The following is a 14,572-nucleotide window of genomic DNA, read 5'->3' on the forward strand; positions in this document are numbered from 1 at the left end:
GGGCGCCCCGCACCCGCTGGACCATGGAGAAGGCCCGGCCCCCTCGCGGGAGACCGGGCCTTCTGCGTCGTACGACCGCGACCTAGTCGAGGTAGTCGCGCAGCACCTGGGAACGGGACGGGTGGCGCAGCTTCGACATGGTCTTGGACTCGATCTGGCGGATGCGCTCACGCGTCACGCCGTAGACCTTGCCGATCTCGTCGAGGGTCTTCGGCTGACCGTCGGTGAGACCGAACCGCATGGAGACGACGCCGGCCTCGCGCTCGGACAGGGTGTCCAGGACGGAGTGCAGCTGCTCCTGCAGGAGCGTGAAGCTGACGGCGTCGGCGGGGACCACGGCCTCGGAGTCCTCGATGAGGTCGCCGAACTCGCTGTCGCCGTCCTCACCCAGCGGGGTGTGCAGGGAGATGGGCTCGCGGCCGTACTTCTGGACCTCGATGACCTTCTCCGGGGTCATGTCGAGTTCCTTGGCCAGCTCCTCCGGGGTGGGCTCGCGGCCCAGGTCCTGGAGCATCTGGCGCTGCACGCGCGCGAGCTTGTTGATGACCTCGACCATGTGCACCGGGATACGAATGGTGCGGGCCTGGTCGGCCATCGCGCGGGTGATCGCCTGACGGATCCACCAGGTGGCGTACGTGGAGAACTTGTAGCCCTTGGTGTAGTCGAACTTCTCGACCGCGCGGATCAGACCGAGGTTGCCCTCCTGGATGAGGTCCAGGAAGAGCATGCCGCGGCCGGTGTAGCGCTTGGCCAGGGAGACCACCAGGCGGAGGTTGGCCTCCAGCAGGTGGTTCTTGGCGCGGCGGCCGTCCTCGGCGATGATCTCCAGCTCGCGCTTGAGCTTCGGGGCCAGTTTGTCGGAGTTCGCCAGCTTGTCCTCGGCGAACAGACCCGCCTCGATGCGCTTGGCGAGTTCTACCTCCTGCTCGGCGTTGAGCAGGGGGACCTTGCCGATCTGCTTGAGGTAGTCCTTGACCGGGTCGGCGGTGGCACCGGCCGCGGCGACCTGCTGCGCGGGGGCGTCGTCCTCGTCCTCGTCGGAGAGGACGAAGCCGGCACTCTCGGTGCCCTCGGGCTCGTCGCCGACCTTGGCTTCCTCGAGGACCTCTTCCTCGACCAGCTCGGCGTCGTCCTTCTTGGCAGCCGTCTTCTTGGCCGCCGTCTTCTTGGCGGGGACGGCCTTCTTGGCCGCCGCCTTCTTGGCGGGGGCGGCCTTCTTCGCCGCGGCCTTCTTCTCGGTCGAGGCTTCCTCGACCGGATCAGCCGCGGGGTCGACCGGCGCCTCCGGGGCAGCCGCGGTCGTCGCGGTGGCCTTGCGGGTGGTCACCGTCTTCGCCGCGACCGTCCTGCTGGCGGTGCGCTTGGCCGGGGTCTTCGCTGCGACGCTCTTTCGGGTGCGCTTTGGCTCTGCGGCACTGACCATCAGCGTCACACCCTCTTCCTCGAGGATCTGGTTGAGGCTGCGCAGTACGTTCTTCCACTGAGTGGCCGGGATCTGGTCAGCTTCGAAGGCCCGACGCACATCGTCGCCGGCGATCTGCCCCTCAGCCTTTCCCCGCTCGATGAGCGCCATGACAGAGACGGATTCGGCAATCTCCGGCGGGAGCGTACGGGATGTGCTGGCCGACACGAACAACCTCTCGGAACGTTGGAAAACGGCTTCCGGCCCCGTCCACTGCGGACAGGAGCCGACCACCGGCTTGGGGATGGGCCGACGGCGCGGGCGGGCGCCGGGAAGATGCACAGCGCCATGAACGGCGTCCGTATTCCCTCCGCGGCTGTCACCTCTTAGGTCATCGCGTTGTTTCCACGAGCGTTACGCCCAATCTTCGTGGCCCGAGTCACACCCCGTAAGCACTCAAAAGCGGTCAGACACGGGCACACATGGTCACTTGTACCCGTGGACGGGGCGCCGAATCCCCGTTCGACTCGGGTTCACGGTCCCGTCACCGACACCGCCGGGCTCCGTCACCGACCACAGGCACCGCCCGGCAGCCACAGGCACCACCGAGATCGACCGGTGACTACGGGCCCCGCCAGAGGGTGGAAACGGCGGCCACAGAGGATGGAATCAGCGGCCACGTCACCTTCGTCCCGCCGCCGGACCAAGCGCGCCCGGCCACCGGTCCCCGCGGCATGGTGCGCAGCCCACGGGGACCGGTGTGGCGGCGGACGGCCGGTGGATACCGCAGGAGGGGGGCGGCATCCCCCGGCCGGGCCGTCCGCGGAACGGGGTCAGTGTTCGCGCGGCGCGGGAACCACGCGCTCCACCTCGGGGTGGACGGTGAGCAGTTGCCGCATGGCCATCTCGGCCGCGGAGCCGTCCGCGGCGGCGAGGGCGTCGACGATCCTGCCGTGCAGCGCCAGGGACGCGTCGTTCGGCCGGTCACAGCCGGCGATCGGGCCGCCGGAAACCTGAAGGGCCGCGGAGACGATCCCGGAGAGGTGCTCGAGCATGCGGTTGCCCGCGAGCTGGATGAGCAGGGTGTGGTACTCGGCATCGGCACGGGCGAAGGTCAGCGCGTCGCCCTGCGCCAGGGCGTGCCCCATGATCTCGACCATGTCGGCCAGCCGCTGCTGGATGTCCTCACGCCCGTGCCCCGCGGCCAGGCGTGCGGCCAGCGGCTCGATCGTCCACCGCAGCTCGTGCAGCTCACGACGCTGGTCGTCACGCTGCGGCCCGAACGCACGCCACTCGATGATGTCCGGATCGAGAAGGTTCCAGTCGCTGACGGGGCGCACGCGCGTGCCCACGTTCGGGCGGGCGCTGACCAGTCCCTTGGCCTCCAGCACGCGGAGCGACTCGCGCACGACGGTGCGGGAGACCTCGAAGCGCTGGCCGATCTCCTCGGGTACCAGCGGGCGGTCGGCACCCAGGTCACCGGAGACGATCATCTGTCCCAGCTGCTGGACGAGTTGGCCGTGCAGCCCGCGGCCGCGGTTGCCCGCGGGCCGCCGGCCCACCCGGCCGAGCTCGGGCTCCGCTCCTTCCCAGACGGGTGCGCCGACGCGGTCGGCGGGGGCCTCGGCGTAGGGGTAGCGGTCGAGTTCGCCCGGGCCGGCGAGGCCGGAGTCTGCGGAACGGGCGGCGGTCATCATGGTGTGCGCAAGGGTACTCACGGATTCCTTTCTCGGCGCTGCCCCCAACTCCCTTGAGGGCTTTGGTGAAAAGCACACGAAAGGGTGATCGCTCACCGCATCGCAATTGACGCCTTATCGGAAAGAAATGGGCTTCCCTCGGGAGAGTTGCACACAACCCGTGCAGGGGCAGGCACGGACGGTCGTCAGCGGACCCGGCTGCGCAGGTTGGTGAGCACATATGCGCAGAGCAGAGCCGTGAGGGACAACATCAGCGCGCCCCCGACAGGTTGCGCGATCAAGCGAACAGCGGCGAGCAGATAGCGCTCTCCGCCGAAGGGCCACTGCAGCAGAAGCACCTCACGCATACGTGCGGACAGCCCGGCGGCCTCTCGCACGGACGCTCCCGCGACGGCCTGGTGTACGAGGGGTACGACAGCGACCGGCACGGCGACCACGGCGGCCAGCCCTGCCGTCGTGGACCGGAAGACACCGGCGGCCAGGACACCGGCCCACGCGCATCCGACGACCAGACCGGCCCAACTCGCGGACATCACAAGCCAGTCCCCGGGAACTTCCGTGAGCTCCCGCCCGTAGAACAGGTACAGCGCTTCCGCATCGCAGCCCACGGAGAGAAAGGCCAGCATCAGCGCCGTGGCCGCGGAGACCAGGAGCTTGGCCGTGAGCAGCCCCAGCCGGCGTGGCACGGTGCCGCGGTCCGCCGCCAGAGCGGGGTGGCGGAACTCGTCACCGAACGCGAGCGCGCCCAGCAACCCGGCACCGAGCGCCGCGGGCGGCCAGGGCAGCTCCCGCGGCCAGGCGGCGAGCAGCCGGTGCTGCGGAGTGTGCCCGATGCGAGCCAGGACCACGGCGGTGAGAGCGGAGACGATCAGCACAGCGGCGCAGGTGACGAAACCCGTGCTGATCCCCGTGGCGCGCCGCACCTCGTAGCGGAGGGGGCGCAGGGGGCTGGGCGCGGGGCGGACGGAGATGGGCGGTGGGAGGGGAGGGAGGGGGGCACGAACCGCAGAGACGTCCTGACCGCCGCGGTCACCACTGCCGCGCCCGCCGTCAGCGTCCGGCTCCTCTTCGGCGTGCGGCGGCTCTTCTGCTGCCGCGGGAAGGCCTGTCGCCCCGTCATTCGATGCGACTGCGGCCGGTGAGACGTCGATTGCCTCGTGGGTCGCCTGGGGTCCGATGACCGGCCCGTCGCCGTTTCCACCCGGCGCCTCGCCCTCCGCGGCGGGCAGAGCATCCCGATCCCCATCTCCCTCGCTGCCGTACGCCCGCTCAAGCTCCCCGAGATCAGCGCCGTTCGCGGCCTCACCCCGCAGTTCGGCGGCCGCGCCGGCGCCCATGTCGCCGACCTCGTCGGCGAGTTGGTGGACGAGGATGCCGTACCGGTAGGCGATCTCTCCGACCTCGGCGCAGGTGCTGCCGTACACGGAGAGGCGGTTTCCGGCCTCGGGCACTACCTCCACGGAGCGCCGGGCGGTACGGGCCTCCTTGGCGAGCAGGGCTGCCAGGCGGGGCGCGTGTGGGCTGCGCACGGCCACCCGGGGCCGCAGCCGGGTCCGGGAGAAGTCCGCGGCCTCCTGGTCGGCGACGACCTTGCCCTCCTCCAGGGTGACGACCCGGTCGGCGGTGCGGGCGGCCTCCTTGGGGTCGGTCGTGGTGAGCAGAACCGTGCCGCCCTGGGCGGTGTGCGCACGCAGCATCCCATGCAGCCAGCGGCTCTCACGGGCGGAGAGCCCGTCGGTGGGATCGTCGAGGACGAGGGTGTGCGGGTCGGCGAGGAGGGCACAGGCCAGTCCGAGCCGGCGGTCCATGCCGCGCGAGAGAGTACCGAGGCGCTCCTCACGCAGGCTGACGAGCCCGACGGCTTCGAGGACTTCGTCGGCCCGACGCGCCGGGACTCCGGCCGCCGCGCACAGCATGCGCAGATGACCACGGACCGTGCGGGCGGGATGTCCGGGGACATCACCCAGCACCACTCCCACCTCGCGGGACGGATGGGCGATGCGGTGCAGCGGGCGACCTCTGAAGTGGGTGATGCCACGGCCCTGTTCGAGTTCGAGCATCAGTCTCAGCACCGTGGACTTGCCGGCACCGGCTGCGCCCAGCAGCGTGGTGACGCGGCCCGCGTGGGCCTCGAAGGAGACGTCGTCGACGGCGGGGGGAAGGTCCTTGCGCGGATTGCTGGTCAGTCCGAAGGCCTGGATCACCGCAGCAAGATAGCGCGCCATTTCGGGTTTTTCGGGCATCCCGGGCACGTTCGGCGCTGGTCCCCGCCGTACGGCACCCCGTAGGTCCTGGAGCACCCGTGTGGCCCTGCAGCCGGAACGGCCCGGGGAGCAGCGCGGGATTCCGGGAGCAGCACATTGCCCCTGACGGGGACTGTCAGACTTCGGGGCGCAGCATCGGCGGGTTGAGCAGGGTGGCGCCGCCCGCGCGGAAGAGCTGAGCGGGACGGCCGCCCTGCCGGGTGGTGGTGCCGCCCGTGGGGACCAGGAATCCCGGGGTGCCGGTCACCTTGCGGTGGAAGTTGCGCGGGTCGAGAGCGACGCCCCACACCGCCTCATACACGCGGCGCAGCTCGCCGACCGTGAACTCGGGCGGGCAGAACGCCGTGGCCAGCGAGGAGTACTCGATCTTGGAGCGGGCGCGCTCGACGCCGTCCGCGAGGATCTGCGCATGGTCGAAGGCGAGGGGGGCGACCGCTTCCCCGTCACGCCCGTAACCGTCCTGCTGCAGCAACTCCTCCACGGGGGCCCACCGCGCGTTGCTGGCGTCACCGCCCGCCCGCGGCGCGGGCAGATCGGGGGCCAGCGCCAGGTGCGCGACGCTGACGACGCGCATGCGCGGGTCGCGCTTGGGGTCGCCGTAGGTCGCCAGCTGCTCCAGGTGCGCGCCGTTGTCCTGGACGGGTACCGAGGGGTCGTGGACGCGCAGTCCCGTCTCCTCGGCCAGCTCGCGCGCTGCGGCCTGCGCCAGATCCTCATCGGCCCGTACGAAACCGCCGGGCAGTGCCCAGCGTCCCTTGAACGGCGCCTCGCCCCTGCGCACCGCCAGCGCGCACAGGGCATGGCGGCGCACGGTCAGCACGACCAGGTCCACGGTGACGGCGAAGGGCGGAAAGGCTGACGGGTCGTAGGGCATGCGGCGATCATAGTCGTCTGCCTGACGATAAACACGTTCTTCGTCGGCCGCTTCGCCCGCTGATCCACTTCCTCTCGCCGTGCGGTGCACCGTGCGTCCGGTTCCTTTCGCCGTGCGGTGCACCGTGCGTCCGGTTCCTTTCGCCGTGCGGTGCACAGTGCGTCCGCCGCCTTCCGTTCCGGGTCCGTCTGTGCCCGGATTCCGGCTACCGATCTGCGGGCGCAAAGCGAACCCGGGATCAGGTCGGAGCGGCCGGTCACACCCGGACTGACCGGCTCAAGTCCGAGGCAGACCGGATCACGATCGAAACAGCGCGGGTCATGGTGGACAGCGGATCACGGTCGAAGCGACGTGGATCACGGCCGACAGCCGATCATGTCGAAACATCACGGATCACGGATCACGGTCGACAGCGGATCGCGACCGAGACGGACAGGGCGAGCGCCGGGATGGTCAGGAGCCCAGCTGAAGTCTGTCGGCAGACTCCTCGACCATGGCCAGGCCCAGTCTGCTGACCCGTACGGAAAACGGGGCGTCGGCGACTCTCAGGCCGTCAGAACAAGCTCGCCCACCGGCGCGCTCGGCATGGGGCGAAGGGTCACTGTGCCGGCGGCGTCGGGGCGGATTCCGGCGAGCGTGGTCAGCAGCAACACCCCTGCGGCGGCCGCGGTCGCGGCGGGGCGGCAGGCGGCTGGATGCGGGAGCGGGAGCCTGCCCTCGGCGCGCCGCTCACCGCCGTACATCTCGGGCAGCCGGTACCCGAAGGCCGCCGACGCCGCGCGGAGTCCGCGCAGCAGGGAGGACGCCTGCGGCACGCGGGCGTCCGGTTCCGGGGCGTCGTCGCCGCTCGCCGGTGCCGGACCTCGGCGGCACCTTCACCCCGGTACCGGTGACAGGCTGGACGGCGTCCACATCGGCGGGATCGCCAGCGCAAAGGCTGGGTGCCGCGGAGGGCTCGTCGGCGCACGGTCGGTCCGTGCCGTCTCGGCTCTCTGCCACGCCGCCGGGACGCTCTGCTGACGTCGCGGCACCTGTGCGTTCGTCCCGCGCCGCGCGCAGGCAGCGCCGCACCGACTCGGGGTCCAGCCCTTCGTTGACGGCCTGGTGGAGGAGGCGCGCGAAGACGTACGCGGGGTCCGCGGCGAGCGCCATGGCGAGGGCTTCGCGGGCTTCGATCTCGTCACCTGTCGACCAGGCGACCCATCCGGCGAGCGTGAGGGGCGCCGCGGCGTGCTCGCCGTAGGGGCCGACGCATCGACGGGCGAGTGCGCGCCACAGGCGGAGTGCGGGACCTGCTTCGTCGCCCTCCATCCACTCGGCCAGCCGGTCGCGGGTGGTGCGGTCCTGCAGGCCGAGAATCAGGGCCGCGGCTTCGTCGTGGTCCAGCAGTTCGTCGTCACGACGGTCCGCTGCGGCGGCGTCGGACAGCGGTGGCGCTTCAGCCAAGCGCCGCATGACCGGTTCGGCCGAGGTGACCGTCTCCTCGGCGACCTCGCGGCCCGCGCCGTCGAGGATCCGGGGGACCAGCGCCATGCTGGCGGTGTCCAGGGCCACCTCCTGTTCGAGGGCGGCGGACGTCTCCCAGGGCAACAGGCGTGCCCGTAGCTCGCGCAGTGTGCCGCGCACCCGCACGCCCGCGTAGGCGGCCGCGGCTGCCAGTACGGAGGTGCCGGGCAGTCCCATCGGGGTGCCTTCGGAGGGGCAGCAGGCCTCGCGCTCGCAGATGTACGACCAGTAGCGGCCGTCCGAGATGCACAACGCCTCGATGACCGGTACGTCGAGCGATCCGCACTCGGTGCGGAGTTTGTGGGCGAGCGGCTGCAACCGCTCCATGACCTGCCGGCCCGTCTCGCCGGGCGCAGGCTCCTGGCAGAGGTAGGCGACGATCTGCTCCGGCGGAGCGCCCCGCCGACGGCTTCCGGTGATGAGTCCTCGGGTCAGCTCACGGGCGACCGCAGGCCAGTCCTCGGTGTTGCGGGGGATGCCGAGCCGGACCCGGCCGCCGAACCGGCCGCGTCCGCCGTGGTCGTGCAGGGCGACCAGGACGATGCTGTCCTCGGGGCGGTAGCCGAGCAGGTAGGGCAGGGCGTCGGCCAGCTCGGCAGGGGTGCGCAGGGTCACCTGGTGTGCGGGGAGGTCGTCGGGTCCGAAGGGGCCGACAAGGTGGCGGAACGCGTCGTTTTCGAAGGATCCTGTGGTTTCGCTGTGGTTCGTCATGCGGAGACGATCTCGCGGATTTCAATGTTCCGGATGGGGCTGTGGATAAGTCCGGTCAGGGACGCGTCAACGCGGCGTCCGACCACCGTGGCCGGGCCCTCGCCGAAGGACCGGCCGAGGGCCTCCCGAGGGCCTGCGGAGCGAGCCGTCGGCCGTCACGCAAGGCTCACTTGCGCGAGCCGTCACTCGCCACCGGAGCCCCAGCCGAGCGAGCCGGCGGACGCCGTACCCGGATTGTCAGTGGCGTCCTGTTGTATGGACACATGGAGCACACGAGCAACGCGGATCTCCGGGCGGCCGCCGACGCGGTCCTCGCCCGTCTCGTCGGGGACCCGACCGGCGCGGCGCGACTGCGCGAGGACCAGTGGCGGGCGATCGAGGCGCTCGTCGCGGACAGACGCCGTGCCCTGGTCGTGCAGCGCACGGGCTGGGGAAAGTCCGCGGTCTACTTCGTGGCGACCTCGCTCTTGCGGGCCCGGGGCAGCGGGCCCACGGTCATCGTCTCCCCCCTGCTCGCGTTGATGCGCAACCAGGTGGACGCGGCGGCCCGGGCCGGCATCCACGCCCGCACGATCAATTCGGCCAACACCGAGGAGTGGGCGACCGTACAGGACGAGATCGCCGCCGGTGAGGTGGACGTGCTGCTGGTCAGCCCCGAGCGGCTGAACAACCCCGACTTCCGCGACCAGGTTCTGCCCGCGCTCGCGGCCGCCACCGGCCTTCTCGTGGTGGACGAGGCCCACTGCATCTCCGACTGGGGGCACGACTTCCGGCCGGACTACCGGCGGCTGCGGACCATGCTCGCGGACCTGCCCGCGGGAGTGCCGGTGCTCGCGACCACGGCCACCGCCAACGCCCGGGTGACCGCCGATGTCGCCGAACAGCTCGGCACCGGCGACACCTCCGACGCCCTGGTGCTGCGCGGCCCACTGGACCGGGACAGCCTGACGCTGGGCGTGCTGCGGCTGCCGGACGCCGCGCACCGGATCGCGTGGCTCGCCGACCATCTCGACGAGCTGCCGGGTTCCGGCATCATCTACACGCTCACGGTGGCCGCCGCCGAGGAGGTCACCGCCTTCCTGCGACAGCGCGGTCACACCGTCGCGTCGTACACCGGGCGGACCGAGAACGCGGAGCGGCAGCAGGCCGAGGACGACCTGCTCGGCAACAAGGTGAAGGCTCTGGTCGCCACCTCCGCGCTCGGCATGGGGTTCGACAAGCCCGACCTCGGCTTCGTCGTCCACCTCGGTTCGCCCTCCTCGCCGATCGCCTACTACCAGCAGGTCGGCCGCGCCGGCCGCGGTGTGGAGCACGCCGAGGTGCTGCTCCTGCCGGGCAGGGAGGACGAGGCCATCTGGGAGTACTTCGCCTCGCTCGCCTTCCCCTCGGAGGACCTGGTGCGACGCACGCTCGACGTCCTCGGGCGAGCCGCGGGGCCCCTGTCCCTGCCGGCGCTGGAGCCTTTGGTGGAGCTGCGCCGGTCCCGGTTGGAGACGATGCTCAAGGTCCTCGACGTGGACGGGGCGGTGAAGCGGGTCAAGGGCGGCTGGATCGCGACCGGGCAGCCGTGGACGTACGACGCGGAGCGCTATGCCTGGGTCGCGCGGCAGCGCAAGGCGGAACAGCAGGCGATGCGGGAGTACGCGTCAACGACGGGCTGCCGCATGGAGTTCCTGCAGCGGCAACTGGACGACGAGGGAGCCAAGCCGTGCGGCCGCTGCGACAACTGCGCGGGATCCCGTTTCACGGCCGACACCTCGGCGTCCGCGGTGGACGCGGCGCGCGTCGACCTGGGCCGGGCCGGTGTCGAGGTCGAGCCGCGGCGCATGTGGCCGACGGGCCTGCCGGCCATCGGCATCGAACTCAAGGGCCGCATTCCGGCCGGGGAACAGGCGGGTGCAGGGCGGGCGTTGGGGCGTCTGTCGGACATCGGCTGGGGCAACCGGCTGCGGCCGTTGCTGGCACCGCAGACGCCCGACGGGCCGGTTCCGGACGATGTGGCGAAGGCCGTGATCGGCGTGCTGGCCGACTGGGCCAAGGGGCCCGGCGGCTGGGCCTCGGGAGCGGAGGAGAACCCTCCCCGCCCGGTCGGTGTCGTCACGCTCTCCTCGCGCAGCCGACCGCAGTTGATCGCTTCCCTCGGCACGCGGATCGCGGAGGTCGGGCGCCTGCCTTTCCTGGGATCGGTCGAGTACGCACCCGATGCCTCTCCGGTCGCGCGCAGTAACAGCGCCCAGCGCGTCAAGGCGCTCACGGGCACCCTCACGGTGGGGCCGGAACTGGCCGCCGCCCTGAAAGAGGCCCAGGGCCCGGTCCTCCTCGTCGACGACTTCACCGAAACGGGCTGGACATTGGCGGTCGCCGCACGGCTGCTCCGACGGGCCGGGGCGCCCGGGGTGCTGCCGCTCGTCCTGGCGGTGCAGGGCTGAGCCACCGGCTCGGCGCGGAGACGCGAGCCGGCGCGCAGCAGCGGCCCGCCCACCGCGCCGAGCCGCCGGTTGCTCGGCCCTGCCGCGGTCGTCTCTCACTCTCCGTGGTGCCTTCCGCCCGCGCCGTGGCGGTGCATCAGCGGCCGGGAACGGGGGAAGAAATACAACGCCGAGATATAAGCCTCACACCAGCTCATACCGGTCTGTGGCCCCAATTGCTCGTTGCCGCATCCAAGTTCGACAGGAAGAATTGAAGTCCGCTCCCCGCGCGGCCCGCCCGTGGTCCGGCAGAGCTCTGCTGCGGTGTGGGCTCCCCCGAATCCGACTCGCCCGCAGTATGGGCGCGTAGCCGAAGGGAGGAACGTGACCTTCGGATTCGCTCCGTCCTCGGCGGCGTCCTTGTCGACGTCCGCGTCCGCCGCGTCCGCCAGCCGCTTGCTCGAACCCGCCGAGTGGGCCGCCGCGGGAATCCCTCTGCTGCGCAACCCCAGGGAAGTCGTCAGCGGACTGCACGCCCGGCACCAGCCTGGGCCGTCGACCGCGATCGTGGCCGTTCTCGACCCCGACGAGCGGCTGCGGGCGAGCGCGTCGTTCACCCGCCGCCCGGCGCCGGCCGACGGTTGGCTGTTCCGCAACGTACTCCTGTCCCAGCTGCGCCGGGTGATCCCGCACGACCTGCGGCGCCGTACTCCGGTGCGCACCGCGGTGCTGCTGTACTGCCGTGAGGGCGACGCACGTTGGACGGAGGAGGACGGCGCGTGGATGTGGGGCCTGCGTGACGCCTGCACCTTGCACGGGCTGCGCTGCGGGGCCTACATCACCCTGACGCGCGACGGCTGGCAGGTCCTCGGCGAAGGCCGCGGCGGCCGCCGCCCCCACGCCTCCTCCGCACCGGAACCCTTTGCAACGGCCGAGGCGCCGCCTCAGCTGCCCCGCACGGGCGGCGTCGCGTCGGAGATCCTGCGCCGGGCAGCGGCCCGCTGACGCGACGGGCTCACCGGGACCGTGCGGGCTCACCGACTCACGGCACTGGCCGCGCTGAGGGAAGCCACCGAAAACTCACCGAAGCCGTCGGCCGCGGCAGGCCCATGACCCACCCTCGCGCCCGGCTTTACGGGCCATGCCTCACACGGGCCGAGCCCGCACCTACTGCCCCGCCGGGCTCCTGCGCCGAGCCCAGCGGGAGCGGATGCAAACCGGCTCTGTGCCGTACAACAGCCCGGACGCGGAAACAGTCCGGCCACTCGAGCGGCCGCAGCCGCTGTCACCCAGCGGGTACGGCGCATCTCCAGGGCGGCGCGGCCCACACGGGGCCTGGCAACCGTGGCCCGCAATGACCCGGTAACCGTCGATCACCGGCCCGTCCGGTCGGCCCGTGACGGGCCGCGGACGGTGCGGCCGAGGCCGTCGGCGGGCCGTCAGACTCCCGCGCCCAGCACAGCGTTGATCTTCTGCGGGTCGCCGCAGACGATCAGCAGGGCGCCGGCCTTGCCGTGAGCGAGGGACAGTGCGGTCGCGGCAGCGGCGTCGGTTCCACCGTTGAGCGCGACGACGACCACGGGCCGGGAGGCAGCACGGCCGACCACGGCGGCGTCGGCATAGAAGACGTCGTCGCGCGCATCGTGCTGCGCCCAGTAGGACGTCTCGCCGAACGACAGCTCGTGGGTGGCCCACGGGTGCTGCTCGCCGGTGGTGATCACCAGCACGTCACCAGGGGCGCGGCCGGAGTCGAGGAGCAGGTCCAGTGCCTCCTCGGCGGCGTCGAGGGCACCCTCGACCGAAGCCGGGATCAGCTGGATCTGCGCAGCCGCCGGGGCGGCGGCTGCCGGTGTCGGCTGGGCCGGAACCGCTTCGCGGGGCGTGCGCTGCACCGGAGGCGTGGGCCGGAGGGGGCCGGGACGGCCGGGGCGGGCCGGAGCCGCGGGGCGGGGACCGGGTACGGGACGAGGGGTCGGCGCGGTGCGGCCACTGGCCGGAGTGGCGCGGGGACCCTGGGCACTCTCGTGAATCTGAGGCTCCTCGGGAATGAGAGGCATGGGCTGATATTTATCAAACGTTGGTGCGACTCATGTGAACGGGTGGCACATGAGTGCGAGCGAAACGGTCAGAAATCGAAGCCGAGCTGGCCCTCGATCTCCGGAACGCTTCCGTCCGCCCAGCTGCGGGCCTTCTTGAGATGCCGCCACTGGGGCAGCGCATCAAGATACGCCCACGACAACCGGTGGTGGGGGGTGGGTCCCCACTCGGCCAGTGCGGCCTTGTGCACGGGCGAGGGGTACCCGGCGTTGTCCGCAAAACCGAAGTGTGCATGCTCGACGCCCAGTTCGGCCATCATTTTGTCGCGCTGGACCTTGGCGATGACCGAGGCCGCCGCGACCGCCACGCACGAACGGTCCCCCTTGATCACCGTCCGGACCTGCCACGGTGTGCCGAGGTAGTCGTGCTTCCCGTCGAGGATCACCGCGTCGGGACGGACGGGCAGGGCCTCCAGGGCCCGTCCCGCGGCAAGCCGCAGCGCGGCTGTCATCCCCAGGTCGTCGATCTCCTCGGGGGTGGCGTGCCCGAGGGCGTACGCCGTCACCCACTTCAGCAGCGCCTGCGAGAGCTCGTTGCGTCGCTTGAGGGTGAGCAGTTTGGAGTCGGTGAGCCCCTCGGGGGGCCGGCGCAGCCCGGTGACCGCAGCGCAGACGGTGACGGGACCGGCCCAGGCGCCGCGCCCCACCTCGTCGACACCGGCGATGACCTTTGCTCCGGTCGTGGCGCGCAGGGAGCGCTCGACGGTGTGAGTAGGTGCTTCGTACGGCATGGCGTCCTTAGCGTACGCCGCCGTGATCCTTGAGCGACACCCCGGTCCCCCTCCCGACGACAAGCCTTTCCTCACCCGGCAACAAGCCCCTCCCCCTCCCGACGGCAAGCCCCTGTGACCTGACGACGCACCCGCGGCCCGCCCTCAGTCGCCGCCCGGTCGCAGCAGCGGAAGCATCAACTGGTCGACCATCTCTTCGATGTCCTGGTCGCCCCATTCGCTGGCGCACATCTTGGCGCGGTACATCATCATGGCCGGAATGGCGTCCAGGACATAGCCGTTCGCGGCGCCGGCCCGTACCTCGCCCCGTTCGATGCCCCGCTCGATGATCTCGCGCAGCAGCTCCAGCATCGGCTGGACCACTCCGTCGACGATGACCGTGTGGAAGCGCTCGGCCTGCATCGGATCGCATTCGTGAATCACGGACCGCAGGGCGAGTCCGGGGAGCGAGAACATGGCGTCGCGGGAGCGCCGGCACAGCGCCAGCAGATCCTCCCGCACGCTGCCGAGGTCCGGGGCGCCGTCCAGCGCCGGCAGTCCGGCCTGCAGTGCGTCGGCGACCAGGTCCTCCTTGGACGGCCAGCGGCGGTAGACCGCCGCCTTGCCGGTCTGGGCGCCGGCGGCGACGCCCTCCATGGTGAGGCCTTTCCAGCCGACCGTGCTGAGCTGCTCCAGCGCGGCGTCGAGGATCGCGCGTTCGAGCACGGCGCCGCGCCGGCGGGGAGCGGCCGCCCGTGCGGGGGTGGCCGTCCAGCGCGAGGTAACCATCCGAGTGTCTCCAGCGGGCAGAGAGGGCGGGGTGTCGTGGGGCAACGGGGCTTGCGGCACGGCAGGGGCGGGGGACACGCCGAGCAGCCGACCACAAAGTGAACGCTTGCGTTCT

General features: G+C 71.5%; 10 protein-coding genes and 1 pseudogene. 2 read left to right on the top strand and 9 right to left on the bottom strand.

Annotated features, from left to right (window positions below):
• Positions 1-82: 82 nt before the first annotated feature.
• The 6 genes and pseudogenes from ACF1GV_RS32435 to ACF1GV_RS32460 form a co-directional block, all read right to left on the bottom strand.
• Entirely contained in the window at positions 83-1,630 is a 1,548-nt protein-coding gene (locus ACF1GV_RS32435; RefSeq protein ID WP_391687884.1) for an RNA polymerase sigma factor, read from the bottom strand.
• Positions 1,631-2,235: 605 nt separating this feature from the next.
• Positions 2,236-3,120, bottom strand: a complete 885-nt coding sequence (locus ACF1GV_RS32440) for a FadR/GntR family transcriptional regulator (RefSeq protein WP_391687887.1) — start codon at positions 3,118-3,120, stop codon at positions 2,236-2,238.
• Positions 3,121-3,284: 164 nt separating this feature from the next.
• Positions 3,285-5,303: an ATP-binding cassette domain-containing protein gene (locus tag ACF1GV_RS32445; protein ID WP_391688033.1), complete on the bottom strand. Its 2,019-nt coding sequence runs from the start codon at positions 5,301-5,303 to the stop codon at positions 3,285-3,287.
• 175 nt (positions 5,304-5,478) lie between these two features.
• The gene (locus ACF1GV_RS32450) at positions 5,479-6,237 is read right to left on the bottom strand and encodes an NUDIX domain-containing protein (RefSeq protein ID WP_391687890.1); all 759 of its coding nucleotides are present in this window, start codon (positions 6,235-6,237) and stop codon (positions 5,479-5,481) included.
• Positions 6,238-6,690: 453 nt separating this feature from the next.
• Positions 6,691-7,046 (bottom strand): annotated as a pseudogene (locus ACF1GV_RS32455) (glycogen debranching protein); the annotation flags it as partial.
• Complete coding sequence (locus tag ACF1GV_RS32460; protein ID WP_391687892.1) at positions 6,967-8,454, bottom strand: DUF4192 domain-containing protein; 1,488 nt, start codon at positions 8,452-8,454, stop codon at positions 6,967-6,969. The pseudogene ACF1GV_RS32455 and the gene ACF1GV_RS32460, both read right to left, overlap by 80 nt.
• Before the next feature lie 263 nt (positions 8,455-8,717).
• Here ACF1GV_RS32460 and ACF1GV_RS32465 point away from each other — a divergent pair, with 263 nt between their 5' ends.
• Together ACF1GV_RS32465 and ACF1GV_RS32470 are read left to right on the top strand one after the other, a co-directional pair.
• Positions 8,718-10,883, top strand: coding sequence for a RecQ family ATP-dependent DNA helicase (locus ACF1GV_RS32465; protein WP_391687895.1), 2,166 nt, complete (start codon positions 8,718-8,720; stop codon positions 10,881-10,883).
• Between the two features lie 363 nt (positions 10,884-11,246).
• Entirely contained in the window at positions 11,247-11,867 is a 621-nt protein-coding gene (locus ACF1GV_RS32470; RefSeq protein ID WP_391687898.1) for a hypothetical protein, read from the top strand.
• A 434-nt stretch (positions 11,868-12,301) separates the two neighbouring features.
• On the opposite strand, the gene ACF1GV_RS32475 is transcribed toward ACF1GV_RS32470, so the two are convergent.
• From ACF1GV_RS32475 to ACF1GV_RS32485, 3 genes are all read right to left on the bottom strand, one after another.
• On the bottom strand, positions 12,302-12,919 hold the full coding sequence (locus tag ACF1GV_RS32475; RefSeq protein WP_391687901.1) for a hypothetical protein: 618 nt from the start codon (positions 12,917-12,919) through the stop codon (positions 12,302-12,304).
• A 68-nt stretch (positions 12,920-12,987) separates the two neighbouring features.
• Positions 12,988-13,689: a ribonuclease HII gene (locus ACF1GV_RS32480; RefSeq protein WP_391687904.1), complete on the bottom strand. Its 702-nt coding sequence runs from the start codon at positions 13,687-13,689 to the stop codon at positions 12,988-12,990.
• Positions 13,690-13,833: 144 nt separating this feature from the next.
• A complete protein-coding gene (locus ACF1GV_RS32485) occupies positions 13,834-14,457 on the bottom strand; it encodes a TetR/AcrR family transcriptional regulator (protein WP_391687907.1) in 624 nt (207 codons plus the stop codon).
• Between the last annotated feature and the right edge of the window lie 115 nt (positions 14,458-14,572).

Source organism: Streptomyces sp. NPDC014006 (genome assembly GCF_043088925.1).
Lineage (GTDB): Bacteria > Actinomycetota > Actinomycetes > Streptomycetales > Streptomycetaceae > Streptomyces.